The sequence below is a fragment of the Parasphingorhabdus sp. genome (genome assembly GCF_048267785.1).
Taxonomy (GTDB): domain Bacteria; phylum Pseudomonadota; class Alphaproteobacteria; order Sphingomonadales; family Sphingomonadaceae; genus Parasphingorhabdus.
In genome coordinates, this window is sequence record NZ_JBLWWU010000012.1 from 49,778 (window position 1) to 76,443 (window position 26,666).

The 26,666-nt window shown below is 55.5% G+C and carries 22 protein-coding genes; 7 read left to right on the forward strand and 15 right to left on the reverse strand.

What is annotated here, in order from left to right; translation table 11 throughout:
• Positions 1–318: 318 nt before the first annotated feature.
• Entirely contained in the window at positions 319–921 is a 603-nt protein-coding gene (recR, locus tag ACN0VD_RS11140; RefSeq protein ID WP_417594215.1) for a recombination mediator RecR, read from the reverse strand.
• A gap of 76 nt (positions 922–997) precedes the next feature.
• On the opposite strand from recR, the gene fmt reads away from it, so the two are divergent.
• Both fmt and truA read left to right on the forward strand, forming a co-directional pair.
• Positions 998–1,903, forward strand: coding sequence for a methionyl-tRNA formyltransferase (fmt, locus tag ACN0VD_RS11145; RefSeq protein WP_417594217.1), 906 nt, complete (start codon positions 998–1,000; stop codon positions 1,901–1,903).
• Positions 1,900–2,658, forward strand: coding sequence for a tRNA pseudouridine(38-40) synthase TruA (truA, locus tag ACN0VD_RS11150; RefSeq protein WP_417594219.1), 759 nt, complete (start codon positions 1,900–1,902; stop codon positions 2,656–2,658). Before fmt ends, truA begins: the two co-directional genes overlap by 4 nt.
• On the opposite strand, the gene ACN0VD_RS11155 is transcribed toward truA, so the two are convergent.
• From ACN0VD_RS11155 to ACN0VD_RS11210, 12 genes are all read right to left on the reverse strand, one after another.
• Positions 2,644–4,539, reverse strand: coding sequence for an XrtA/PEP-CTERM system amidotransferase (locus ACN0VD_RS11155; protein ID WP_417594221.1), 1,896 nt, complete (start codon positions 4,537–4,539; stop codon positions 2,644–2,646). The two genes, truA and ACN0VD_RS11155, sit on opposite strands and share 15 nt — an antisense overlap.
• A 10-nt stretch (positions 4,540–4,549) precedes the next feature.
• Entirely contained in the window at positions 4,550–6,103 is a 1,554-nt protein-coding gene (gene xrtA / locus ACN0VD_RS11160) for an exosortase A (RefSeq protein ID WP_417594223.1), read from the reverse strand.
• Entirely contained in the window at positions 6,100–7,323 is a 1,224-nt protein-coding gene (locus tag ACN0VD_RS11165; protein WP_417594225.1) for a TIGR03087 family PEP-CTERM/XrtA system glycosyltransferase, read from the reverse strand. The genes xrtA and ACN0VD_RS11165 overlap by 4 nt, the downstream gene beginning before the upstream one ends.
• The gene (locus ACN0VD_RS11170; protein WP_417594227.1) at positions 7,323–8,396 is read right to left on the reverse strand and encodes a FemAB family XrtA/PEP-CTERM system-associated protein; all 1,074 of its coding nucleotides are present in this window, start codon (positions 8,394–8,396) and stop codon (positions 7,323–7,325) included. The genes ACN0VD_RS11165 and ACN0VD_RS11170 overlap by 1 nt, the downstream gene beginning before the upstream one ends.
• Positions 8,393–9,289: an XrtA system polysaccharide deacetylase gene (locus ACN0VD_RS11175; protein WP_417594311.1), complete on the reverse strand. Its 897-nt coding sequence runs from the start codon at positions 9,287–9,289 to the stop codon at positions 8,393–8,395. The genes ACN0VD_RS11170 and ACN0VD_RS11175 overlap by 4 nt, the downstream gene beginning before the upstream one ends.
• The gene (locus tag ACN0VD_RS11180; protein WP_417594229.1) at positions 9,270–10,565 is read right to left on the reverse strand and encodes an XrtA/PEP-CTERM system-associated ATPase; all 1,296 of its coding nucleotides are present in this window, start codon (positions 10,563–10,565) and stop codon (positions 9,270–9,272) included. Before ACN0VD_RS11180 ends, ACN0VD_RS11175 begins: the two co-directional genes overlap by 20 nt.
• A 35-nt stretch (positions 10,566–10,600) precedes the next feature.
• Positions 10,601–12,223, reverse strand: a complete 1,623-nt coding sequence (locus tag ACN0VD_RS11185) for a hypothetical protein (RefSeq protein ID WP_417594231.1) — start codon at positions 12,221–12,223, stop codon at positions 10,601–10,603.
• 4 nt (positions 12,224–12,227) lie between these two features.
• A complete protein-coding gene (locus ACN0VD_RS11190) occupies positions 12,228–13,145 on the reverse strand; it encodes an AAA family ATPase (protein WP_417594233.1) in 918 nt (305 codons plus the stop codon).
• Between the two features lie 10 nt (positions 13,146–13,155).
• Complete coding sequence (locus ACN0VD_RS11195) at positions 13,156–14,688, reverse strand: XrtA system polysaccharide chain length determinant (RefSeq protein ID WP_417594235.1); 1,533 nt, start codon at positions 14,686–14,688, stop codon at positions 13,156–13,158.
• Positions 14,689–14,728: 40 nt separating this feature from the next.
• Positions 14,729–15,331, reverse strand: coding sequence for an XrtA/PEP-CTERM system exopolysaccharide export protein (locus tag ACN0VD_RS11200; RefSeq protein WP_417594313.1), 603 nt, complete (start codon positions 15,329–15,331; stop codon positions 14,729–14,731).
• Between the two features lie 224 nt (positions 15,332–15,555).
• A complete protein-coding gene (locus ACN0VD_RS11205; RefSeq protein WP_417594237.1) occupies positions 15,556–16,791 on the reverse strand; it encodes a pyridoxal-dependent decarboxylase, exosortase A system-associated in 1,236 nt (411 codons plus the stop codon).
• Complete coding sequence (locus ACN0VD_RS11210) at positions 16,788–18,332, reverse strand: acyl-CoA ligase (AMP-forming), exosortase A system-associated (protein ID WP_417594239.1); 1,545 nt, start codon at positions 18,330–18,332, stop codon at positions 16,788–16,790. Before ACN0VD_RS11210 ends, ACN0VD_RS11205 begins: the two co-directional genes overlap by 4 nt.
• A 32-nt stretch (positions 18,333–18,364) precedes the next feature.
• Between ACN0VD_RS11210 and ACN0VD_RS11215 the strand changes: the two genes are divergently transcribed.
• From ACN0VD_RS11215 to ACN0VD_RS11230, 4 genes are read left to right on the forward strand one after another with little or no spacing between them, the layout of a single operon-like run.
• Entirely contained in the window at positions 18,365–19,414 is a 1,050-nt protein-coding gene (locus ACN0VD_RS11215; protein ID WP_417594241.1) for a GNAT family N-acetyltransferase, read from the forward strand.
• 34 nt (positions 19,415–19,448) lie between these two features.
• Positions 19,449–19,721, forward strand: coding sequence for an acyl carrier protein (locus tag ACN0VD_RS11220; RefSeq protein ID WP_339690311.1), 273 nt, complete (start codon positions 19,449–19,451; stop codon positions 19,719–19,721).
• A gap of 53 nt (positions 19,722–19,774) precedes the next feature.
• The gene (locus ACN0VD_RS11225; RefSeq protein ID WP_417594244.1) at positions 19,775–20,425 is read left to right on the forward strand and encodes a hypothetical protein; all 651 of its coding nucleotides are present in this window, start codon (positions 19,775–19,777) and stop codon (positions 20,423–20,425) included.
• Positions 20,422–21,243, forward strand: a complete 822-nt coding sequence (locus ACN0VD_RS11230) for a hydrolase 1, exosortase A system-associated (RefSeq protein ID WP_417594246.1) — start codon at positions 20,422–20,424, stop codon at positions 21,241–21,243. The genes ACN0VD_RS11225 and ACN0VD_RS11230 overlap by 4 nt, the downstream gene beginning before the upstream one ends.
• Here the strand turns inward: ACN0VD_RS11230 and trxB are convergent, their stop codons facing one another.
• Together trxB and ACN0VD_RS11240 are read right to left on the reverse strand one after the other, a co-directional pair.
• Positions 21,244–22,209, reverse strand: coding sequence for a thioredoxin-disulfide reductase (gene trxB / locus ACN0VD_RS11235; protein ID WP_417594248.1), 966 nt, complete (start codon positions 22,207–22,209; stop codon positions 21,244–21,246).
• 251 nt (positions 22,210–22,460) lie between these two features.
• Positions 22,461–23,270 carry a universal stress protein gene (locus ACN0VD_RS11240; protein WP_417594250.1) on the reverse strand — a complete coding sequence of 270 codons (810 nt, stop codon included), beginning with the start codon at positions 23,268–23,270 and terminating at the stop codon, positions 22,461–22,463.
• Between the two features lie 471 nt (positions 23,271–23,741).
• On the opposite strand from ACN0VD_RS11240, the gene ACN0VD_RS11245 reads away from it, so the two are divergent.
• Entirely contained in the window at positions 23,742–26,465 is a 2,724-nt protein-coding gene (locus ACN0VD_RS11245; protein ID WP_417594252.1) for a cation-transporting P-type ATPase, read from the forward strand.
• The last annotated feature ends 201 nt before the right edge of the window (positions 26,466–26,666 follow it).

Consider the following 26,666-nt stretch of genomic DNA (forward strand, 5'->3'; position numbering starts at 1 on the left):
AACTTCTTTTATTATGCTCCATTATGATAGCTTGACAATCGGCATTTGGAAGCCAAATCGAGTGACTAGATACCGGTTTTCCGCCGACTGTGTCTTTATTGTCATCCTTGTAAATAAGGCCGGCTTTTGTAAATTGCCGGAATGCTGCAGCAAATTTATGGGACCGGCGTCTGTTTTGCCGGTGACAGCCGCAGCCACCCCGCGCTAAGCGATGGATATCTTTGCCGTTTTGATATTCTGAACTACCGCACCCCATGCGGTTGAAATTAGCCGGGGCTTCGAATGCCCGGGGGGCCGCCCAACGGCATATAGAATGAGTCAATCGCTATTTATCGGGCGTCGAGAGCGGAGCGCCTGCGCCAAAGTGCCCTCATCCAGATAGTCCAGCTCACCGCCGACGGGGATCCCGTGAGATAGCTGGCTAAGCCGCAGCGGATAATTTTCCAACCGTTCGGCAATATAATGTGCGGTCGTCTGGCCCTCCAATGTGGCATTCATCGCCAGCACGACTTCATCAATCCCGCCCTGCTCGATCCGCTTGATCAGCTTGTCGATCGCAATGTCTTCAGGGCGAACTCCGTCCAGCGCCGACAAGCGCCCGCCCAGCACATGGAATTTGCCGGGAAAAAGGCGGGATTTGTCGAGGGCCCAAAGATCGGATACTTCCTCTACCACACAAAGCGATTTTTCATCGCGTCGGGGATCGCCACAAATCTGGCAGGGATCCTGGGTATCGACATTGCCGCAGATGCCACAGGTCACGAGCCGCTCATCCACTTGTGCCATCGCTGCCAATATCGGCTTCATTGCTGTTTCCGGACGTTTCAGCAAATATAGCACCGCCCGCCGCGCCGAACGCGGACCGAGCCCGGGAAGCTTGGCGAGGGCCTGAACCAGATTTTCGATCTCTTGCGATGCCATGATTTGACCTTTAGGGACATATTCCGTCACCTGCCAAGAACTTAGCTATAGTTTGGCCACACACAAGCGAGATTTTATGCGTCTAGCCTTTATGGGAACCCCGGATTTTGCCGTTCCTGCGCTGCAAGCCCTGCACGATGCCGGACATGAAATTGTTGCGGTCTACTCGCAGCCACCGCGCCGTGCTGGTCGCGGGAAGCAGCTTAGCCCCTCGCCTGTCCAGAAACTGGCGGAGAATATGGGGCTGCCGGTAAGGACTCCGGTCTCGTTCAAAGACGAAGCGGAACAGGCCGCCTTTGCCGCACTCGATCTCGATGTAGCGATCGTCGCCGCTTACGGCCTGATCCTGCCACAGGCGATTCTCGACGCACCGAAGACGGGATGCCTCAATATTCATGGCTCGCTGCTCCCCCGCTGGCGCGGCGCGGCACCGGTGCAACGCGCCATTCTAGCGGGAGATGCAGAGACCGGCATCACCATCATGCAGATGGAGGCGGGGCTCGACACCGGACCGATGCTGCTCAAGGCAGCAACAGCGATCGACGGCAAAACCGCTGGCGAACTGACTGACGAACTGGCTCGGACCGGTGCCGCGCTCATGGTGCAATATCTCGCATCACCAACGGAACATCCGCCGGAAATGCAAGATGACGCGCTTGCCACTTATGCGAAGAAGATCGAGAAACAGGACGCGCGGCTTGATTTCAGCCAGCCTGCCGAACAGGTCGAACGCCAGATACGCGCCTATAATCCTCAACCGGGTGCGTTCTTCGAATATCAGGGCAACCGGTATCGTATTCTCGAAGCACAGGTCTGCGAAACGGCAGGACCGGCTGGCACAATATTGGACGATCAACTTCTGATCGGCTGTGGAACCGGCTCCATCCAACCAGAAGTCATTCAAAAAGCCGGCAAGCCAGCCATGGATCTTAAATCCTTCCTCAACGGTACAAAAATCCCGGCAGGGACGATATTGCAATGACCCGCTTTGCCCTCACCCTGGAATATGATGGCCGTCCGTTCATGGGCTGGCAGCATCAGGATCACGGACCCAGTGTTCAGCAAGCGGTGGAACAGGCTGTCCACAAGATCACCGGCCAGGACGTTCGTGTTTTTGCGGCGGGCAGAACCGATGCCGGCGTCCACGCGCTGGCGATGCGCGCCCATTTCGATCTTGATACCAAACTGACGCCTTTCCGCTTGCGCGAAGGCATCAATGCCGGACTACGGCCCCATCCGGTTGCGGTGCTCGCCTGCGATATTGTCGACGAGGAATGGCACGCGCGCTTCGCCTGCGAGGGCCGGCGCTACCTCTACAAGATCACCAATAGGCGCGCGCCGTTAACCTTTGATCGCGGGCTGAGTTGGCAGGTCGCCCCGGTTCTCGACGCCGAAGCTATGCATAATGCGGCGCAGGTCTTGATCGGACAGCATGATTTCACCACTTTCCGTTCGGCCCATTGTCAGGCGCAAAGCCCGGTCAAGACGCTCGACAGCATTTCGGTCAGCCGCTTTGGCGATGAGATCGAAGTCGAGGTCTCTGCCCGTTCCTTCCTCCATCATCAGGTTCGCTCGATTGTCGGCTGCCTCAAACTGGTCGGCACCGGTACATGGAGCAAAGCGGACTTGAAAAACGCGCTCGTAGCAAAGGATCGCAACGCGCTCGGCTTCAACGCCCCGCCGGATGGTCTCTATTTTGTCGAGGCTCTCTACCCGGCTGAGTCAGAGGCCGAATAGGCGCTGCAGGCTCTTGTCGAGCATAAGCAGTTGCCACAATAAGCGACTGTTATCGGACCGTCCGGCGATATGATCGTCCGCCACCTTGCGCAGAGATTTACTGTCAAACCAGCCGGTGCGCGCCAGGGCTCCGCCGCTTGTGATATCCCTCGCCTGATCGGCCAGCGGTCCGCGGAACCATTGCGCGATCGGCGTGACAAAACCCATTTTCGGCCGGTAGAGAATATCATTCGGCAGATATTGCTCCATCGACTTTTTCAGGAGATATTTGCCCTGCCCCCTGTGCACCCGCAAATTGGTCGGCAGTTTCGCGGCGAATTCCATCAGCTTGTAATCAAGCAAAGGCTCGCGCGCTTCCAGTCCCACTGCCATGCTGGTCCGGTCGACCTTGGTCAATATATCGCCGGGCAGCCACATTTTCATATCGGCATATTGCGCCTGGTCGAGACCATTTTGCGCCGGCGCATTTTCCATCAGGTCGATCATCCGCTGTTCGGCGTGATAATCGCCCAGATCGCGCCGCATCGCTTCGGAATAGATTGCCCGGCGGCCCCGGGGCGTTGTCACGCCGACCGCTTCGGCATAGCCTTCAGGCCCGGTCCTCGCGAGTGACAGCAAAGTGGATTTGGCCCGAAACGGACGCGGGGCCCAGTCGGCCTTGGGGTAGACGGAACCCAGCCAGCCGAATGCAGGTCCGCGCAAAGATTGCGGCAACAGCCCCCTCACCCGCTCTTCACCGTGGTGGAAGACATGACGGCGATAGCCCGCCATCGCCTCGTCCGCACCGTCTCCCGACAGTGCTACGGTCACGGTCTTGCGGGCCAGTTCGGCCACCCGGTAAGTCGGCAAGGCGGAGGCATCGGCAAAGGGTTCGTCAAAATGATCGGCCAGCGTATCGATCAGACCGAAATCGTCAGCGGCGACAATATGTTCACGATGGTCGGTCTGGAACCGTTCCGCAATCTGCCGGGCATAAGCGGTCTCGTCGAGCGACTGCTGGTCAAAGCCGATCGAGCAGGTCTTGACGGCCTGCCGGCTATTCTCGGCCATCAGGGCAACCACAGCGCTGCTGTCGACCCCGCCAGAGAGAAAAGCGCCGAGCGGCACGTCAGAGATCATCCGCGAGCCCACCGCCTGTTTCAGCAGCTCGACCAGTTCTTCTTCCAGAACCTTGGCCGACCCCTTGCTCCGCTGGCTGAAATCCATATCCCAATATTGGACCGATGCAGGTTCTGGCTTGCCCTGCTCGAGCAACAGATAGTGACCGGCCGCGAGCTTCTTTACGCCCTTCAGCAGCGACGTCTGATCCGGTACATAGCCAAAGGCGAGATAGTCATCGACCGCCGTGATATCTGGTTCCCGGCGCAGCAGCGGATTGGCGAGCAAGGCTTTCAGTTCCGACCCGAATAATATGCTGCCGTCTGACACCCGCGCGTAAAAAAGCGGTTTCACACCCAACCGGTCGCGAGCGAGAAACAATTGCCGGGTGCGCTGGTCATAGATTGCGAAGGCGAACATGCCGTTCAGCCGTTTGAGACATTCTACGCCCCATTGCCGCCAGGCAAAAAGAATGACTTCGCTGTCGCTGCTGGTCTGGAACTGATGGCCAAGCCGTTCAAGTTCGGCGCGCACTTCACGGAAATTATAGATCTCGCCGTTGAAACTCAGCACCTGCGCCTCGTCGGGCGTCAGCATTGGCTGCGCGCCGCCTTCCAGATCGATGATCGAAAGCCGGCGATGGCCAAGCCCGACACCAGGCGCTGTCCAGATGCCCGAACCATCCGGGCCGCGATGGCCGAGACTGTCGGTCATCTTGCGCAGACGATCAGGATCGACCGGCTTGGCCGTTTCTAGATGAAAAATTCCTGCAATTCCGCACATATTGTGCGCCCTAGCGCAGCCCCGCCATCTCGTCAGCCACTTTATCGACCGGCCCCAGATCAGCAAGAAAAGCATCGATCGGGATGCGCGGTGACGCTTCGCGGTTTGTTTCCGACGAAACGAGTATCGCCACCGCCTGTCGGGAGCCGCCGAGAATATTGCTCTTCAGCGTTTCCAGCTTCACCGCCGAAGCGCTACCCGTCAACTTGCCGCCGATCCGGTAAAAGGAAACCACATCGCGCACCACGGGTCCGGGCGCGATCAATTCGACAGCAGTAGCACCCGCTGGCGCATCGAGATCACGATTCCACGACCAGCGCGTATTCGGGACCAGAGCGCCCTGCCCATAGCCGACAATCTCTCGCCCTTCTTCCTGACGGTCGTAGACCGCGATCGACAGATCCACTTCCATGCCGGTCGAACGGTTGCGGTAGCGACCGAGCAGCTGATGGCTGGATCCGTCAAAGCGCGGTCGCCATGGGTAAAGCGGTTGATAGTCAACGATCTCCCAACCGGTGACTTCGGGCAGAGCAATTTTATCGGGGACCGGCGATTCCTCCGCCGCGAGTACCGACGTCCAAAGCACAGGGATGAGAACCAGAGCGGCCATTGCGCCGATTGCCTTCACCGGGTTTTGCCCGGATGCCCGTGGAGGCCGGCTTTTGCTCAACGCATCGCCATCGATCATCGGATCGTCGATCCTGCGATCAAAAAACGGCCAGCCAATGGCCATCACCAGGATCAGAACAAAGGCAAAAAAGAACCAGCCGTAAAAAATATGATCGAAGCCGGCAGCGAAATCGAGCGTCGTATGGTGCGCAATATACATCGTACCGAAAGCACGGATGCCGTTGGCGATCACCGGGACGATTACCGCAGCGGTCATGAACAAGATCCGGCGCTTCCAGCTCAGAAAGCAGACATTGCTGACCAGCGCGCCATAAGCGAGCATCGCGATCAGAAACTTGATTCCGGAGCAGGCTTCGGCCACTTCAAAATAGCCGGTGGGCGTCGAAATGAAGACACCGTCGATGAAGGCCGGGATATTCGCCCAGCCCAGAAAGACCATCGACAATTTGGCGGTCACCATTTGCAGAAATGGTACAAATTCCTCTCCGAACGGTACCAGGAAAAAGCTGAAGCACAGCGGGAAGACCAACCCCCGCGCAACCGTCGGACCAAGCAGCGTCACAACCGCGCCCTGCAGCATCATCAACAGACCGAGTTGCCGCGCGAAGGCGACGCCGGCGGCTTCTCCAAGCAACCAGCCCAGCGAGGCAATCCCCGTCAACAAAAGTCCCGGCAACCAGATTTCCGGCGTAATTTTCGCCAGTTCCTGCTGCCGCTGTTGTACCAGATAATAGAGGATCGGCACGATCAACAAGCAGTGGTTATAGGTAGAGATCGTCCACCATATCCGCACCATATCCACGCCGTCTCGCCAGAAAATCGCAAGAATCGCCAATGTGGCAATCGCCAGCAATTTCAGATGCTTTGTCCATGCAGAAGCGGATGTCGAAGGTTTCGGCGTAGCTTCCATCTGGTCAGCAGTGGCGCTCGTCATGCTACCGCCTCCGCAATCGCCGGATTCTGGAAACCGCACAAACCGGGCAAATCAGCGAGCTGAGTTTCCCATGAATAATGCGAATGGATCAATATTCCGGCTTGCTCGCCGAGCTCTCTGGCCCGTTCGGGGTCGCCCAACAATTCGCACACCAGCCGCGCTTCTTCCGCGACAGATTGGGCAATCAGGAAATGCTCGCCGTCGTTCGCTTCGATGCCCTCGGCAGCGCATGTCGATGCGACCACCGGCTTGGCCATCGCCATCGCCTCGAGCACCTTGTTCTGAATCCCTCTGGCAATCCGCAGCGGCGCCACAACAACATCGGCAGCCATGATCCAGCTACGAATATCGTCCACCGCGCCCGTCACGATCGTGCCGTTCTTTCCGTCGAGTTGCGTCACCTTGTCCGAAGGTGCCCGCCCGACAATCGCAAACCGTGCATCGGGGAAATGTGCGAGAATGTCGGGCATGACCTCGGTGTTGAAACTCTGCACCGCCTGAACATTCGGTTGATAATCCATCTGGCCGGTGAACAGGATTAACGGACCGCCATGTTTAGCAACTTCTGATTCAACATCCCGCGAACCATAAAATTCCAGATCGATCCCGTTGCCGACGGCCTTCACCTGCTCGTCCGATAACCCCGAACGCTGACGGAACAAAAGCGCCTCGGCTTGGCTGACAAACAGGCTATGGTCGGCACGCTCGGCGACCGTCTTCTCGAAGGCCCGCAGCATATGCCCTTCCCGGCGGTTGATCCAGGCCATCGGTCCCGACCCTTCGTCCGCATAGCTTTCAAATTTCGCGCTATCGACATCGGCAAAATCCATCACCACACGGCCGCGATAATCCGCCGGTATAAACTGCGCCATTTGTCCGGAGAATATGAAGATACAATCGACCGGGCGGGTGGCAATCACATCCGCGACATAAGTATCGATTTCACCGCTCTCGAAAGATGCCAGCGACACCGGTTTTCCGTAAGCCAAGGCTTCGATCCCTGCCCGCCATTTGGGTTTGTTGCGCACGACGATTTTGCACGATGCGAGTTCCGCCTTGCGAGCCCAGCCGGTCTGCTTTTCATTCTCGTCATCTGCGAAACAGGCGACATGTACCGGCGCGCAATCCATCAGCTTTTGCAAAAAATGATGCGAGCGAATCTTGTCGCCACGGTTTGGCGGCCAAGGGACGCGATGCGCCAGAAACAGGATGTCGCCCATCAGCCGAGGCCCTTGGCAATCATCGGTCCGACAAGATTGGCAACCGGCAAGGGAAGACGCTGCCACAGCGCGATCTTCGCCTTATATTTGGGGCTCAGCGGATTGACATCGCGAGCCTCTTCACCATCGGCAGTGCGTATCGCATAGGACAGCGGTTCCGGTTCAAAACCCCAGTTTTTCTTGAACGAAAAAGCGCCAGTGCCATATTTGGACCGGCCAAAATCAAACTTGTCACATCCGCGTTCGCGGGCATGATTCATCAAGCCATAATACATGATGTCATTGGCCCTGAAGCGGCGCGCATCCCATGTCCCGCCACCCCAATAAGGCATGACGGTCTGCTGGTGATAAAGACTCAAAACACTGGCTACCGGTTTGTTGTCGTGCAGCACTGTCAATATGTCAGCATCCTCACCAAATCCGTCGAGAACTCCGTCAAACAGAGCTTGGGGGAAAACCGGTGTTCCAAGATTGCGGACGCTTTCGGCATAGACGGCATAATGGTCTGTCCGATCCCGTTGCCCGGTCCCTATGCGCACGGTCAGATCATTCTTTATGCCCTTGCGGATTTCCGCTCGCTGCTTTCGCGGGATCGCCAGCAGCTGGCTCTCCTCGTCTTCCGCCAGTGGCTTGACAAAGCCGGCATAGACACCCTGCTTGTTCAACCATTGGTCGTCCGGCACCGGACCACCGCGCAATTCGACGGTGGGAAAACTGTGCCGTTCGGCAAAGTTCCAGACCTCATCAGCCAATAACTGGATCGCCTGATCATTATTGGCCAAAATTCCGCCACCGACTGCAAAGCCGGAAGATACCAGTGCTCGACCAAACAAGGCCGAATGGATCAGATTGAGCGGTAATATGCCCTGCAACGCTCCGCTATCATCTTCTGCGAGAAGATAGCGCCATTCATGGCCGCAAGCCTTGCCGACCGACAGAACCCATGCAGGACGATGGAAGGCTGTTCCTTCGGGAGAAGCGGAAACGAAAGCCTCGATACGGGCCAGTTCATTCGTGTCGGGACGATCCAGAACACGAACCGTCAAAGATTTGGGCTTGAATGCCATGTTCATTGCATCAGCCCCGCTTCCAGTACCGCCAGTTCGTCAACCCTGCCCCAATTGAAATCCTGTCCAGCCTGCAACAGCTTGCCCCTCATGCTTTTCAAATTTGTGTAATGGCGGATCTTTGATTTTATCGGCGCGTTGCTGACCCGTGGCTGATCCGGATCAATCTCCCACGGATGAAAATAGAATATCGCCCCGCGCCCGTCATCGCTGTGCATTTTTCGGATAGCCCGATCATATAGGGTGTATGGCAAAAGCCGGAAAAAGCCGCCGCCGCCAGCAGCCAATATCCGGTTGCCAAGCTTCACGGTTGTCACCGGCAATTCGATAAAATCTGATTGTCCCACAGGTTTCCAAGCGAAGCGTGGCGATCCGGCCCAGCCATAATGGTCATGGTTGATCGGTGCGACACTGGACGAATAGGCATAGCCCTGCTCGGCCAATATTTCATGCGCCCAGGGTGTCCGCTGATCGATCGAAAAGCTTGGCGCCCGATATCCGACAACCTTCTGGCCCGACGTATCTTCCAGAATTTTCCGGCTGCGATCCAGATCGTTGCGAAATTGATCAGGGGTCAGCGTGAACACGCGCGCATGATCGTAGCCGTGATTGGCAATCTCGTGCCCGGCCGCGGCAATCTGCTCCATCAAGGCCGGATAGCGTTCCGCCACCCAACCCAATATGAAAAATGTGGCCTTGATTCCCGCCTCGTCGAATAGCGCAAGCACCGCTTCGGTGTTACGTTCTACCCGTTGCTCGAGCGTATCCCAGTCGGCACGGTCAATGACCGTCTCGAAGGCTCCCACCTGAAACCAGTCCTCGATATCGACAGACATGGCGTTGAGCAAAGCATCCGCTTTTCCCGCCGTGGCGAAAGATTCAGGCCGCGCGTCCTGCATTGACATAGCTTTCCTTGCTCCGGACATCGTTTTCGACCCATTCCACGAGCATCGTCAAGACGCGGTGCAGATTTTCTTCCTGACCATCCATGCGTTTTTCCACCAGCGACAGCCGTTTTGCAAACATATCGACTATCTGGACGGTCTCGTCATCGATTGCCGGCGTGCTGCGCTCATGTTCTACAGCCTTCACTGCTTCGGGAACTGACGTCGTCGCTGGCGCGGAAAGTGGTTCTTCCTTGGCTGACGGATCAGTCGGAATACCGATTCCATCTTCTGACGCAGAAGCCGGCACATGATCGGGTCGGGACAGGGTCTGATGTGGACGTTCCTGATCCAGTTCAGCCATTTCGCCCGGCATATCAGGAATATGGTCCTGTCCGGCGGCGGCAGCCTTTTTTGGCTTTTCCCACAACGGACTCTTGTTTTCATCGAACGATTCTGAGGGCTCGGCAATCTCCACCTCTTCGCCATTCAGGTCGGCCAGTACCCGTTCAACCATCACATGATCGATCAACTCGGCATGTTCGACTGCACCCATCAACAAAATCCGACTCATCAACGTATTGATTTTGCGGGGTACGCCGTCTGTCTCGGCAAACAATAGCCGGAATACGTTCGAGGTAATTTTGGGCCGCCCCGACCAGCCGCTTTTGGACAGGCGATGGGTGATATAGGGCTCGATTTCCTCCGCATTCATCGGCTCCAGATGGTGATGCGCAATCACCCGCTGGCGCAATTGTTCCAACTGGTTGGAATTCTCCAGCATGTCGCGGAATTCCGGCTGGCCGAGCAGGAATATCTGCAACAGCGCCTGTCCGCCAAGCTGGAAGTTGGACAACATTCGCAATTCTTCGAGCGCATCCACCGGCAGATTCTGTGATTCATCTACAATCAGCAAACAACGACGACCGGCCCTTGCGTCGGCGTGCAGAAATTCTTCAAACGCGCTGAGCAGCTGCGCCTTGTCCATATGGTCGGTGTCAATATCGAAATGATTGGCCGCCACGCGAACGATATCCTGACTATCCAGCTTGGTCGTGACGATATTGGCGGCGGTCAGACGTGCCTTGTCGATCGTTGCCATCAGATGGCTGACCAACGTGGTTTTGCCCGCGCCGACGTCGCCGGTAATGACGATGAAACCTTCACCCTGTGCGAGACCATAGCCGAGATAAGACAAAGCCTTACGATGAGTAAGACTCTCGAAATAAAAACGCGGATCCGGAGTCAACTGAAAGGGCCGACCATTTAATCCATAAAATGTTTCATACATGCGCGTGTCTCCGATCAACAAATGTGTTGATGCTTTTAAAAATCATATCTGAGGCCCAGAAGAGCGGATGCGGTAATCTCGCTATCGAAACCTTCCTGTTCATAACTGTCGACGCCAACCGCTGCGGTGCCCTGCAAACCTGGCAAAATCTGGCGATAATAGGCGGCATTTGCACCGAGTCCCAAGACATTGGGAGCGCCAGCGAAACCGCTATCGAGCAGATTGGCATAAATATTCGTGTCGAAGCGGGAATAGCGATCCAGTTCCCGGCCAATAGACAAGTTGGCATAATAATTTTCATCCACCAGCCCATCGACCGCAGCAACCGCTCCCAATTGAGAAGCGAAGAAGCGGCGCCGGACATATCCGACACCGAGCCCGGCCTCCCAACCGCGGTGATTATAAGTATATTGCCCGTTTACGCCGCGTGCGCGGAAAGCGGATGATGCCGCCGACTGGAGCACATCGTTGAAACAAAGACCGCCGCCTTGCCCGAAAGCGCACCCATTGAGTTCACCGCTAAGCGGATTGCGAGAGCTGGAAAAACTCGTGCTCAGACTGGCGAGATTGTCATTGAGCAAAGTGCCGAAACCCGAAACCGTATCATAGACGGATATATTCAGCGCCGTATTCTGATTGGGCTGATACCCAAAGCTGCCGAAATAGGTTTCGCTGCCGTAACGTTGACCGACCCGTGCCTCCAGCGAGGTACGACGACTTGGCCGCCACAAGACACCGGCATCCCAGATAATGCCGTCCTGATCGTAGGACAGCAAGCGCGGGGATGTTTCATCGGTTATCAGGCGACCGTCATCGTCGACGACCGGATCACCGTTGATATCCCGGACAGCATCACGCTCCGAAATTTCGATATCTTCATAACCAATACCGCCAACCACTGCGAGCGTTGGCGACACCGGTACGGTTACGTCAGCGCGAACATATTTATCTTCATAGCGTTGATCCAGCTGACTCGCATCTTCGCGTTGCCATGCGCCACCAACGGACCAACCAAAAGGCAGGTCGCCCGGCTGCTGGCCGACACTCGCACTGGCCGAATGGCTTATGCTATCATCAAACACATCGATCGGAAGCTGACCGGGAGGCAGGATGCCGGTGTCTTCATTCTCGACTTTGGTATAGCCCAGCCGATAATTGGCATTCACATCCAGCGTGCCGACCCGCGTCGACAAATTGGGACCGGCGTAGACCGAATAGACTTGCGTCACATTGTCGATATTGCCGACCGTATTGGATGGCGCTTCGCCGCGCAAATCAACCCGACTTCTGGTGGCAAGGCCACCAGCTTCCAGCGACAGCAAATTGGGAACAATCTGCACGCCGCCCCGGGCCAGTCCGCTGACGATGTCATCATCGCCAACATTATCCTGATAGGAGAAACGGCGTTCATAGCGCACATTGATCTGGGCCTCGGCATTGCGCGTTTGAATGGCGCCATCGACACCGGCTGCAACCGACGTATAGGTCAGGACGTCGCTTCCATCTTTCAAATCAGCAACCAATATTTGCTGGATCTCGATATAGGGTGCCACGTCCGCCTTGCGTTCGCGCGCCTGTGCACCGGACACGGCAAGCCCGAGCAAGGGCAGAATCGCGACGCCATATTTCAAAATGCTGTTCGTTGTTCGTCTGGTCATGGCTCTACTCTCCATATCCATAATAAGATCCAAAGCGCCTTCCCGTTGGCGAGAATTTGGTGCCGTTGAGGAGGAGTTGGATATGCTCGCAGCCGCCCAACAGACTCAGCGCGTCACGCAGAGCGGTTTCGGTCGTTTCATCTGCTTTCACCACCATCAATACCTGGCCGACATGGGTCGCAAGAACGGATGCCGGCGATGCCGACAAGGCCGGTGGTGAATCAAAGATAACAATGCGATTGGGATTGTTCTGAGTCAGGCGGTTTAGCACCTGCTCGGTGCGTGATGACGCCAGATATTCTGTATCGGCATTGGTCTGGTCGCCCGCAGGCAGGATTGCAAGGCCGGGGATATCCGTGTGGATGATACAGTTTTCGACCGGCAAGTGCGGATCGGCCAGTGCATCCATCAAACCTTTGTTACCTTCCAGTCCAAGGCTCGACAAAATGCTTGGCTTGGCGAAATCAGCATCTACCAGCAGGACCTCGTTATCCTTTTCCGCCGCTATCGAAAGCGCGAGGTTCAGGGCGCAGAAGGTCTTGCCTTCGTTAGGATGGGCGGAGCAGATCAAAATCCTTTCGCCATGGGGAACCGGCTCGCATTTCTGACTGCCTTTCGCGGCCAGTAGCAATTGACGCTTTATGATCCGGAATTCTTCTGAGATCGCCGTGACCGGTCCATCGGGAACGATAAAGCCCGCCTCCGTCAACTTTTCACGATCAACGATGACTCGCGGACCATCATAGGTTGCCATCGGCCTCCGCGGAACGGTTGAGACGTTCTGACGGCTAGCCTCGAGAGCCAAAGCTTCTGTCGCATCGGAACGATGTTCAACCGTCCGAACGGCAGGAATATAATCATAGATTTCCCCTGCCCGTTCGAGCAGCGAACCTGGTTTTTTGGGAGGACTATATTTGTTCATCGTAATCCCTTCAGGCCACCATGCCGCGCTGGATAAATTCCACGATCATCAACATTCCAAAAACGCCAAACAGCGCACCGCTAGTGCCATAAAACAGGCGCAATTTTTTGCCGCTTACCGCACGCTGTGCGTTGGTCGCCACCTGTGAAACGGACCCGATAACCGGCAGCCCACTGGATTTTTCCAATTTGGCAGCGGTCGGATAGCTGGTTTGCAAATGCCCCATTGCGAAAGCCGCACCGATGCCGCCGCCAATGCCGACGAACAATACCAGCGCCAGCAGCAGCGGACGATTGGGAGCCGCCGGCGACCGCGGGCTGGAAGGTGGATCGATGACGCGAAATTTTACCGAGTCCGTTTCGGACTCTACCTGGCCGCGCAGTTTGATCTGCTCCCGGTCCGCGAGCAATTTATTATACTGATCCTTCAGAACTTCATGGTCACGATTGATCCGCGACATTTCCGCAGCAACGCCCGGCTCCAGTGTTTGTTTGGATGCAAGTTGCGTCATATCTGCCTGCAGTGCATTTTTCCGCGCCTGCAGTGCAGCTACTGTTGCCTGCCGTTCTGCACGCATGCTTTGCAACGAGCTATAGGCAGGATTTGGTGTTCGATAACCACCCCCGCCGGAAGGCTCCTTGGCCGCCTGTTTGCGAAGCGCTGCAATTTCATTTTTCATTGCAACAACGTCGGGATGGCTGTCGGTCCAGCCGCGTGCGCGTGCGGAAGCCAATGTGGATTGCGCCTGCGCCAATTGAGCACGGGCCCCACCACCGCCAACTCCCGGCGTAGCGATTGACGAAGGTGTGCCGGAAAGCTGACCGTTTAAAGCGGCAAGCGAGGCCGAGGCCTGACTAAGCTGGGAATCGATCTGAACCAGTTCAGCGCGAGCGGCTTCCATGCGTTGACTGATAGAGCCGACTCCGGGCAGCAAGCCCAGATTTTCTGTCTCGAACTGGACGCGCTTCTGTTCGGCTTCCTGGAGCTCTTTCTCTCTCTGAGCCAATTGGGCATCGAGAAACTTGATCGTCTGGCTGGTTTCATCGCGATCCCCGGACAGATTTTCCTCGACAAAGATATCGATCATTTTCTGAACAATATCGCGAGCCAGAACGGCGTTTTCGGCGTCGGAGAGATTGCTGGCCGAGGAGGTTGCAATAATTTCGAACAGGTTATCCTTTTCCGATTTTATCTGGATGCTCTTGCGCAGCATTTCGACCTTGCCTGCGAGTTCGCGATCGCTCGAGACAGTCCTGTTCAGTGCGGTCCCGCGCACAACCTTTTCAAGGTTGATGGTCGAAGCCAGCGTTTCCTGAACGCGTTCCATATTCTTTTTGCGCTCACGCGCATCCACACCGACCTTGTCGGACAATATCGACTGCATCTCCACTGAAATCCGCGCTCTGGATTCATAGCTATTAGGTATCAGGGCCACGACAAGCCAGCCTACCAGGCACAGCCCCCACGCGACAGCCAAGGCCAGCCAGCGTCTGTTCCAGACGCTATGTACCGCGATTAGAAATTCATCATAAAGACCGTTCATGACTGTTGTTCAATTCCTGTCAAATGGGGCTGGAAACGGATCAAAACATACTTTCCGGAATGATGATCACATCACCGGGGCGAAGCATTACGTTGGCTCGGGTTGCACCTTTTTTGAGCAAGTCGTCGATGCGCAATGCATATTCTTTCTGCTTGCCGGTTCCGCGATCAAACCGGATCAGCCGGGCACGATTGCCCGATGCAAATTCGGAGAGCCCCCCAACCGCGATCATCGCGTCGAGCAACGTCATATTGGCGCGATATGGAATCGACGCGGGTTTCTCGGTAGCTCCGACAACACGGATTTGCTGTGAGAATGTGCCTGAAAAATTGTTGACGATAACCGACACCAGCGGCTCGTTGATATATTGCGACAGCTGCAATTTGAGATCTTGTGCCAGCATGGCAGGTGTCTTGCCTACAGCGGGCATATCGGTAATCAGCGGCGTTGTAATCCGTCCATCCGGGCGGACCTGAACCTTTGCGCCCAATTCCGGATTGCGCCAAACGAATATTGTCAGTTCGTCGAGCGGACCGATCACATATTCTTCACCAGGACCTTCCTGCATGGAAACAAAGGATGCCGGGGGTAGCTGGGGACCACCGGAGCTGCCAGAACAACCGGCGACAGCAAGTGAAACCATCCCGGCGCCAATCATCGATTTTGCCAAGTGCTTGTTTTTCATAGCAGAACGCATTTTATTCACCTCGTAAAAATCCTCTTGTGACGACCGAATTCCGGCGGAAAACGGGCAAATCACGTAAGGTCACGAAATGGCTATGCTGGAAAATAGTGAATATAGCGTTAGGAATAGCTGAATTTCAGATTAACAAATCTGGCATTTCGGCGGCAGCCACGATATCGAAACTAGTCGACCAACAGTTCTCTGGCAGGCCCTTGGCCCAAGAAATTTGCGGGACTTGCAGTCGCTCCGTAGGCACCGGCGCAGAAGATCGCGACGATGTCGCCGACTCTGGCCTCTGGCATTGCGGCATTGTCGCTCAGACGGTCAAGCGGAGTGCAAAGGCAACCAACGATGGATACCGTTTCGCTGGGCTCTTCTTCAAACCGGTTGGCGATAGCGGCGGGATAGTTACGTCTCACGACCGTACCGAAATTGCCGCTGGCCGCAAGTTGGTGGTGCAAACCACCGTCAGTGACCAGAAAGGTCTGCCCCTGACTTTCCTTGCGATCGATAATCCTGGTCAGATAAACACCGGCTTCGCCGACAAGATAGCGGCCGAGTTCAATCGCAAATTGCGTCGAAGAGAGAATATCCGGCAGATGTCCGAACTGCTCCGCCAAAGCCTTGCCGACTTCGACAATATCCAACTGTTCATCACCCGGAAAATAGGGAATACCGAAGCCGCCGCCAAGATTGACGTGACTTGGAGCCTTGCCAATAATCGTCGACAGACGTCCGGCGAGTTCCAGTGTCTGTGCCTGTGTTTCGATAATCGCATCCGCGCTGAGCGCCTGTGATCCGGCAAAAATATGAAAACCGCGCCAGTCAGCTCCAGAGGACAATATCCGTTTCACCGTGGGTGCGACCAGTTCAATATCCATGCCGAATGGCTTGGCACCACCACCCATTTTCATACCCGACCCCTTGAGATCGAAATCTGGATTTACCCGAATCGCAAGCCGCGGCTTTTTGTCTAGCACCGCGCCGATTTTCAGCGCTCTTTCGCATTCACTGGGCGATTCGATATTGATGGTGACGCCTGTCTCGATTGCCTGCTCGAGTTCCTCATCCCGTTTGCCGGGTCCGGCAAAGCTGATATGTTCCGGAGCAGCGCCCGCTGCCAGCGCCATCCGCAGTTCGCCGCCGGAAGCGATATCAATCCCATCGGCAAGATCCACCATATGTCGCAGCAGCGGCTGAAACGGATTGGCTTTCATGGCGTAATGGAGATCGAGGGCGTCGGGCATTGCCGTCCGCAATTGCATCATCCGCACGTCGAGCTTACCACTGGAATAGACAAAAAGCGGAGAGCCGTTTTCGGAAACAAGCTGAGTGGCTTTCTGGCCACCGATGGCGAGTTCACCATCTATTGCTTCATAGCCGGGAGGTATTGGCCCTGTGGGCTTGGTCTTGATCATTCGATATCCATGCTCACCAACGCGTTGCGGTCCAGTTTTCCATTGGGATTTTTCGGAAACTCTGAAAGCGGGACAATATCTCTGGGGTGCATAAAATTCGGTAAATTATGCTTTAAATAATTTTCCAGCTGTCCGCTAATGACAGCGGCGTCTGATTCCCGATCGGTCGGCCTGACGAATAACCGGATCGCCTGACCTAGCCGTTCATCGGGAACGCCCAAAGCAACCGCCTCCGCAATGAGACCCGATTCGACGGCAATCTCTTCTATCTCGGTCGGGCTGATTCGATTGCCAGAGCTTTTTATCATCGCATCGTCGCGGCTGACAAAATAGAGCAGTCCGTCTTCCCCCCGTTTGACCGAGTCTCCTGAAAAAACCGCTGTACCGCGATAATTTGCCGCTTCCGGTGCGCTTTTGAATCTTTCTGCGGTCCGCTCGGCATCATTCCAGTAACCCTGTGCCACCAAAGGCCCGCAATGCACCAGTTCGCCGGTCTGGTTCGGTCCGGCTACGGCTCCTGATTCGTCCACGACGAGGATTTCGGCAAAGGGAATCGCTGTCCCCATGCTGGTCGGATTATCGTCAATCAGTGCCGGGTCCAAATAGGTCGATCGAAAGGCCTCGGTCAGACCATACATCGCATAAATATCCGTATCGGACCCAAATATCCCCCGCAATTGCTTGACCAGACTCGGGGTCAAAGCGCCGCCACTATTGGTCAGCCGCCGCATTGAAGTCACGGCGTCATCGGGCCATTCCGACTCGACTAGTTGCACCCAAAGCGGAGGCACGGCTGCCAGCGTGGTAATTTTCTCGCGCGCGCATGCCTTCATGACGTCACGCGGCGTCAGATAATCGAGCGGCACCGCACATCCTCCTGCCGCCCAAGTAGAAAATAGCTGATTTTGGCCATAGTCAAAGCTCAGCGGCAATACACAAATTGTACGATCATCATCAGAAAGCTTCAGATATTCAGCAACACTGAGCGCGCCCAAAGTCAGATTGGCATGGCTGAGCATGACCCCCTTGGGGCGCCCCGTGGAACCACTGGTATAGAGGATCGCAGCGAGAGCATCGGTGTCGGTTGTAAGCGCGCTCGGTTCCATCGACGTCGCAATTGTTTCCAGAGCGCCAAAAACAGCCTTGTCCTCGTGCAAGACACAATCCTTGGCGATATTGCTCCTTTCCAGGGTTTTCAGGCGACCCGCATTGCTGATCAACAATCTCGCACCACTATCAGCCACAATATGCGCGACCTGAGCCTGTTTCAGGACCGGATTGACGGGCACGTAGACCAGGCCTGCCCGCGCCGACGCCAGCGGCATAATGCACGCCAGTTCACTCTTGGACAGCCAGGTTGCAACCCGGTCGCCTTTCACAAGCCCCTGGTCCAGCAGCCATGCCGCCAGCACACCGACACGATGATTTAACATCTTATAGCTAAACGTCCCCGAACGCATCGCGAGAGCGTTCGCATCCGGGTTCTTGCCTATGGCCAGATGGTCGAGTGGAAATGCGGCGGTTTCGGGATCTAAATTCAATTGTGTTGACCTATGGGAAAAAGAGCAGATTTGTGACAGATACGACCTTAACCATGACCAGTGAATATCATAGCAATTTTCAGTCTGTGCAAGCCATAGCGGGAGAAAATCTCGGTAGATCGGTCCAGAAGTCCCTGTTCGACCGGCTCGAATGGCTAAAGGCGCTGCACGAACTCTGTCTGCCGGACAAGTCGCCACTGATTGTCCATAGTCGCGAAGGAAATGCCGAAGCCTGGATGTTCCTGATGAAAACCGGTCTCGGGCGCCACGCTGCTCTGGCCAATTGGTATAATTTTACCTTCCGTCCAATTTTCCTAGGTGATTATGATGAAGTGACCAAGCTGGCATTGCTTGCCAATATCGCAAAAGAGCTGAAATCTTTTTCTCATCACATTGAAATTACACCGGTTCCTGACGAGGATTCGGCCGCAAGCCTGACAGAGCGCGCGTTCAGGCAGGCCGGATGGATTGGGTTTCGGTCCAAGGCGGATGACAATCATATACTCAACGTCAAAGGCCGCACTTTCGACCAATATTGGGCGGATCGCCCGGGCCAGCTGCGCAACACCGTTCGCCGGAAAGCAAAGAAGAATCTGGTGTCCGTGAGAATTGAGACACAATTTTCCGAAGAAGACTGGAATGACTATGAATCGGTTTACCAGCGCAGCTGGAAGCCCGAAGAGGGTAATCCCGATTTTCTGAAAAAACTGGCGCAACATGAAGCAGCGGCAGGATGCATGCGTCTTGGCCTTGCCTATATCGACGGCGAACCGGTGGCCGCGCAATTCTGGACCGTCGAGAATGGCGAAGCGTTGATCCACAAGCTGGCCCATATCGAGGACGCAACAAAAACCTCTCCCGGAACATTGCTGTCCGTGGCAATGTTCCAGCATGTCATCGATGTCGACCATGTTGCGCTGATTGACTTTGGCACCGGCAATGATGGGTATAAGCGCGAATGGATGGAAGAGGTCCGGGATCGTTATCGGCTGGAATTCTACTGGCCAAACAATCCGCTGTCCTGGTTTCCTATCTTGCGCCATTACGCCTCGGGCCTTGCCGGAAAGCGCGCTTCGCTCTAGGGAAACGCCGTTATCCGGATTCGGGGGTTGTTGAATGCAGAATGAGGTTGAGTTAACGCCGGAAGCCGCCGTTCGTGCGGTGATGCGGGACATTTTGGGACTGAGCGAAGAGCAAGTCGCAGAATTTACAGCAGAAACCGAGCTTTTCGGCGCTCTTCCCGAGTTGGACAGCATGGCTGTGGCGGGATTGCTCACGGAGCTGGAAGATCGTCTCGATATCATGATCGAAGATGATGAAGTTGATGGTGAACTGTTTGAAACATTTGGCAATTTGGTCGCATTTGCCGAGATGAAAGTCACGGAGTGACTTCCGCTCCCGCATTCGTATCCTACGAATTTGCGGATCGCAAAGAGCTTTGTTTGTCCCTCGCGGCCCAATCTTCTCGCCGCGTAATGCTCATCCCTCCACTGTTCGACGAGATGAACCGCATGCGCAAGATGCTGGTGGATGTCATGCGAGCACTAGAGACGCTGGAAGTCGGCAGCATTATGCCCGACCTGCCGGGAACGAATGAAAGCCTTGTTCCCTTGGAACTTGTAACGCTGACCGACTGGCAAAAGGCTGTCGAGACTTGTGCGCAACAACATGATATTTCCCATATCGCCTCGTTCCGGGGTTCTGCCGTAACCGTCACCAATCTGCGACAGGCGGATCACTGGATTTTTAGCCCGATAAAGGGCGCGACAATCTTGCGAACGATGCTGCGGACCCGAGTTGCAGCCGACAAGGAATCAGGGCAGGCTACGAGTCTTGCCGAACTGACCGCCCTAGCCGGATCGGGACCGATTGAGCTGGCCGGAAACATCCTCGGTTCTAGGCTCTTTACGGAACTGAACGCAGCCGAAATACCGGATTTCATAAATCAGCGGGTCGTGCGGCTGGAATCAGACAATAAACCCGGCGACGGGCAAATTCCCGGCTCGGCTCTGTGGCTCCGTGCCGAACCTGATGACGATCCGGCGATGTCTTCTGCCATCGCCCGGGATATCGCGAGTTGGTTAGAACAATGACGCGGAGTTTTCACCGGATCGCTTGCGAAAGCGAAATGCTTGCGGCCACTCTCGATAGCGGCACCGAACCGACGGCATTGTTGATCGTCAGTGGTGGCAATGAAATTCGGTCGGGTGCCCATGGCGGCATGGCACAACTGGCCATGCGCGTTGCGGAACAGGGCTTTCCAGTCCTGCGCTACGACCGGAGAGGGATCGGCGAGAGCGGCGGTGACAACCGGGGATTCCTGGATAGCGCGGAAGAGATCGCGGCAGCGGCCCAATTTCTCCGAGCGCAACAACCCCAGGTAAACAGGATCGTCGCCTTCGGCAATTGCGATGCGGCGACCGCTCTGGCCCTGTTCGGACCAGATGCCGGGATTGATCGCCATATATTGGCCAATCCGTGGGTGATCGAAACAAGTGATGAGTCGGATAGGGGAGATTCCCTGCCGTCTTCCGCGGCAATCCGGTCGCGCTATTGGGACCGGATCAAAAATCCGCGCACGATTGTTGATCTGCTCTCGGGGAAAATTGATTTCAGAAAGCTTCTGAAGGGGCTGAAACAGGCCTCCAAAACAGAGGAGAATAGCGCACTTTCCCTGCGATTGCGCGATGCCCTTGCCCATCTTGAAGGCGATAGCCGAATATTGCTGGCAAAGCGCGATACCACCGCACGCGCATTTCTCGCTGCGTGGAACAGCGCGGACTTTGCGACTCTGCGCCGAAACCCCGGCATCAAACTCGAGACGCTTGATAGCGCATCACACAGCTTTGCCGATCAAGCCGCCAGAGACTGGCTCACCGACAAAATATTGGGTGCACTACGTCAAGCCTGACTATTCGGCTGCGATCAGTTCAAATTCCTGTTCCGCCAGAAAACGTTCCGCATCGAGTGCTGCCATACAGCCCGTACCGGCAGCGGTCACTGCCTGACGATAGACATGGTCCATGACGTCCCCACAGGCGAACAGGCCCGGAATCTTGGTTTTCGGTGTGCCCGGTTCAACCTGAATATAACCGCCATCAATCAGATCGAGATGCCCCTTGAAAATCTCTGTTGCCGGCGCATGACCGATGGCAACGAAGGCTCCGTCGACGGGCAAATGACTTTTGTCTCCGGTCTCGGTATCGACAAGATCCAATCCCACCAGACCAACGGGGTCACCGCCGCCGACAAAGCGTTCGACATTCGTGTTCCACAATACCGAAATCTTCGGATTGGCGAACAGCCGGTCCTGCAGAATCTTCTCCGCCCTCAAACTGTCGCGGCGATGGATCAGTGTGACATCATCGCTGTGGTTGGTCATGTAGAGCGCTTCTTCGACGGCAGTATTACCACCGCCAATCACCGCAACTTTCTTGCCGCGATAAAAGAATCCGTCGCAGGTCGCGCATGCAGAAACACCCTTCCCTGACAATTCTTCTTCGCCCGGAAGTCCCAGCCATTTGGCCTGCGCACCGGTCGCGATCACCACCGTATCACCTTCATAAATGTCGCCGCTGTCACCGATCAAACGGAACGGACGCTGCGAGAAATCAACATCGACAATCGTATCGAATAAAGTGCGGGTGCCAACCTTTTCGGCCTGCGCCTCCATTTCCTCCATCAGCCACGGCCCCTGGATAACATCACGAAATCCGGGATAATTTTCGACGTCGGTGGTAATCGTCAACTGGCCACCCGGTTGCAACCCCTGCACCACGATTGGCTTGAGCCCCGCCCGGGCGCCATAGATAGCAGCCGATAATCCGGCAGGCCCCGAACCCAGTATGAGCATTTTGGTGCGGTGCGTTTCAGCCATATTCTATTCCTGACGATGATGATTCTGTTGGTTGCAGATAGGGATGTCGGGTGACGATAGGCAAGACCTATCACCACCAAAGCGAATGAAGAATTAGCATGACCGCTGATAGCAGCCTTTGTCACGGGCTCAAGGTCGCGGCCACAATCCCCCTATATTAGACTATCCGCACAGGTCTATGGCGGACCTGGCCAATGATTTTGGGATTGGGAAGCGCGGATCGGAAGATTTTGTGGAAATGAACCGACAGATTATTTCTTGCCGCGCACCATCAATACATCCTGCTCGACCCATCCCAATATCGTCTTGGCGTTGCTGCCGATAGTCGCGCGGGCAAAGCCGCTGCGCCCATGGGTTCCCAAAACTACCAGATCAGATTTCGTCTCCTTGATTTTATTTAACAACACCGTTCCCAGATTACCCTCGTCAATCGAAATATCGAGGCGTTTGAGAATCTTGTCATCAAAAAGATGCTTCGCCAGAAATTGATCCATAAGAGCATGTTCTTCTACCTTAACCTCAATCTTGACCTGATCGGATTTCAACCATGTCTCATAGGGAATATGGTAAGCGTGCACGAGATGAAGAGCCGCTTCCGGGAACAAGCTTCCAGCAACGTTGAGCGCCTCCATCGAGCAATCAGAAAAATCTGTGGCAATAACTATGTTATTATAAGATTTTAGTGGCTTGCGCTTGACGACAAGCACCGGCACTTTTGCATGCCGGATGAGTTTGTCGACAGGATGACCAAGGAATATATCGCCCAGGGTGTCATAATGCGCAACACCAGTAAGAATGACGCCACAGCCTTTTTCATTGGCAACTTCATTTATGGTGTCTGCTACAACGCCTTCGCGCACGAGAACCTCCACCTTGCCTTTGGTGGGCGGCAGTTCATCCAGTATTTGCGTTTCTATATCCAATGGAGTTCTGTCCGGATTTTCTGGCAGCGAAGGATCCAGGACATGGAGCACGATCAGCGTTACGCCCCACTCCTGTGCGAGTTTCGTGGCCCGTTCTATCGGGCGATCACAGCGGGCGGACAAATCGGTGGCGACCATCACGGGCTTGTGTGTCATTGTCATTTCAGAACTCCATTTTTACCAATAGTGGAATATTAATTTGTTCAATTTCCAACGGTTTTCCGTCAGAATCCGATGGAAGGAAAGGAGCGTCGAACGGGAATCTGGCAGTTATATTCATAATCGTGCTGATATGTTGGGCTGCGGTTCAAATGTGGTTTGCCGGCCCATTCCGGCCCCCTCCCCTAATTGATGATTTCCATCCAGTTTAGCCGTTCAGGGAATAGCCGTCCCTACGTAGTTCCCACTAGATGACCACTGTCGCCAATGGAGCATGGAAGATTATTCAGACATCCGTGAGTCTACCTATTTCGTTGAAGTAACATTTTTTGCAAAGTTCGGAGCGAGTGCAGTTCACTGGACGCTGTTCGACAAATTTTGCCCACCGGCGCAGACTTTTCCTTTCCAAAAGAAGCAGGTCCGGCCGGCGATGATCGAAGGAACGGAACAATGGAGGACGGTGTTGCACGGCGAGAGTTTTACAGCATGTCGCCGGAGGAAACACTAAACACGCTCGAAGTGCAACCGGACGGCCTTAGCACTGCCGAGGCAGCCCGTCGTCTCGCCCAATATGGACCTAACAGGTTGCCTGAGCCGCCACGGCGCAGTCCGATCATGCGGTTCCTGTCACATTTCCATAATGTATTGATATATGTCTTGATCGCATCTGCAGTCGCTACAGCAGCGATGGAGCATTGGATCGATACCGGTGTAATTCTAGCGGTCGTAATCGTAAACTCTGTGATCGGCTATATTCAGGAAGGCCGTGCCGAGCAGGCGATGGAAGCCATTAGTGGCATGCTGGCACCACGCTCGGCGGTGCGGCGTGACGGACAGCGGATCAGCATCGATGCAACAGACCTTGTACCGGGCGATATCGTGCTATTTGATGCTGGCGATCGCGTGCCCGCCGACCTTCGGCTGATTCAGGCAAGCGGATTGAAAGCCGAGGAAGCGATACTGACAGGCGAATCCGTTCCGGTTGACAAGAACATTACGTCGGTTCCCGGAGACGCATCCCTCGGCGATAGAAGCTCCATGCTCTTCTCGGGCACATTGATCGCTGCGGGAGCGGGGCGAGGCGTGGTCACGGCTACGGGGGCGGATACCGAGATCGGCAAAATTAGCGGCATGATCAGCCGGGTAGATCGGCTGACGACACCGCTCGTAACGCAAATGGACCGCTTCGCCCGCTGGTTGACCGCATTCATTCTCGTCGTGGCGGGCATGCTGCTAGTCTATGGCTATTTCGTCGACCATCACGAATTTCCCGAGCTTTTTATTATCGTTGTTGGCCTTTCGGTCGCCGCAATCCCGGAGGGCTTGCCTGCGGTGCTAACGATCACGCTCGCTGTGGGTGTACAGGCGATGACACGGCGGAACGCGATTGTCCGCCGTCTGCCCGCTATCGAGACGCTGGGTTCTGTCTCCGTGATCTGTTCCGACAAGACCGGGACGCTCACCCGGAACGAGATGATGGCGGCTTCACTGGTCTCCGCTGGACATGTATATTCCGTAGATGGCGACGGCTACGCCCCGAAAGGGGCTGTGCGATGGGGAGAATCTGACGCCGATACTGACGAACATCCGCTGCTGTTGGATTTCGCGCGCGCCTCAGCGCTTTGCAACGATGCAACGATTCGCGAGACAGAGAATGGATGGTATGTAGAGGGAGACCCGATGGAGGGCGCTCTGGTGGCTCTCGCCGGCAAAATCACAGGCGCCGTTGCCGAGCCATTCCGCGACTGGCTCCGGATCGACACGATCCCGTTTGACGCTGCCCATCGGTACATGGCCACAATGCATCACGATGATGGAGGGCATATATGTATCTACGTCAAGGGTGCGCCTGAAACGGTGTTGGCACTATGCGCTGACCAGTATGCTGCTGATGGCGCGCGGATGGCCCTCGACACCGACTACTGGCATGCGATGGTGGACGAACTCGCAGCCAGGGGGCAGAGGGTGATCGCCGTGGCCTCTCGCCGAATGGAACCAGATCACATAGTCTTGAGCAATGATGATGTGGCGGGACAGCTCACGCTTATCGGTTTGATCGGATTGATTGATCCCCCCCGTGCCGAGGCGATTGATGCAGTGGCCGAATGCCATGCAGCCAGCATACGTGTGAAGATGATTACCGGTGATCATGCAGCGACTGCGCGCGCTATTGCCAAAATGATCGGGCTCAGGAACCATGAACGCGTGCTGACAGGCACCGACCTCGATGTCATGGACGACGGAGAACTCGTCCAGGCAGCGGTTGAGACCGATATATTTGCGCGAACATCGCCAGCCCACAAGCTTCGCTTGGTCACTGCACTGCAATCGTGCGGCCTCACCGTGGCAATGACCGGTGACGGGGTGAACGACGCGCCTGCTTTGAAGCGTGCTGACGCAGGAATCGCCATGGGGCTCAAGGGAAGCGATGCGGCAAAGGAAGCCGCCGAACTGGTGCTGGCCGATGACAATTTCGCCTCAATTGCTGCTGCGGTGCGTGAAGGACGCACGGTCTATGACAATATCAAGAAAGTGATCAGTTGGTCGCTGCCCACCAATGGTGGCGAGACATTACCGATCATTATCGCGCTATTCCTCGGCATGGCATTACCGATTACCGCCATTCAGATCCTCTGGGTAAACCTGGTTTCTGCGATCACCCTAGGTCTTGCCCTGGCCTTCGAACCTTCGGAAGCAGGCACGATGCGTCGTCCGCCCAGATCAAGGGGAGAAGCGCTGCTGAGCGGGCAATTGATATGGCATATCTTGCTAGTCTCCCTGCTTTTTTCCGTCGCCGTTTTCGGTATCTACACTTATGCGATCGACAAGGGATACCCACAGGATATGGCGCAGACCATGGCCATGAACACGATCGTGGTGCTGGAAATATTCCACCTGTTTTTCATCCGGAACATCCACGGCACTTCACTCACCTGGGACGCAGCGAAAGGCACTCCGATTGTATGGGCCTGCATCTTCATCGTTACCGCCGCGCAGTTTGCCGTCACTTATCTATCGCCCCTTCAGACCATTTTCGGCACCCAAGCTCTACCGTTGTTCGATGGCATCCTTATCGTCGCAATCGGCATAGTCTTTTTTGCGCTGGTCGAGATAGAGAAACAGATGCGTCTCGCTTGGCGTGCCCCGAGCGCACAGAACCCCGGTCGGGTTTGACAGTTTAGCCGATCACCGAGCCACCATCATCGCTGGTCATGGTGCGTTCGCGTTCCCGTCATTGTAGCCACGAAAAATGATGTTTGCCCTGCGACCGGGATCGGCGCCCCATAGACAGATTGCGGAAAAATCGCGTCACTGCACATAGCGATCTTTCCTGATTTTCCCAGCGTTGCGAAACGCCAGGCACATGTCAATTTC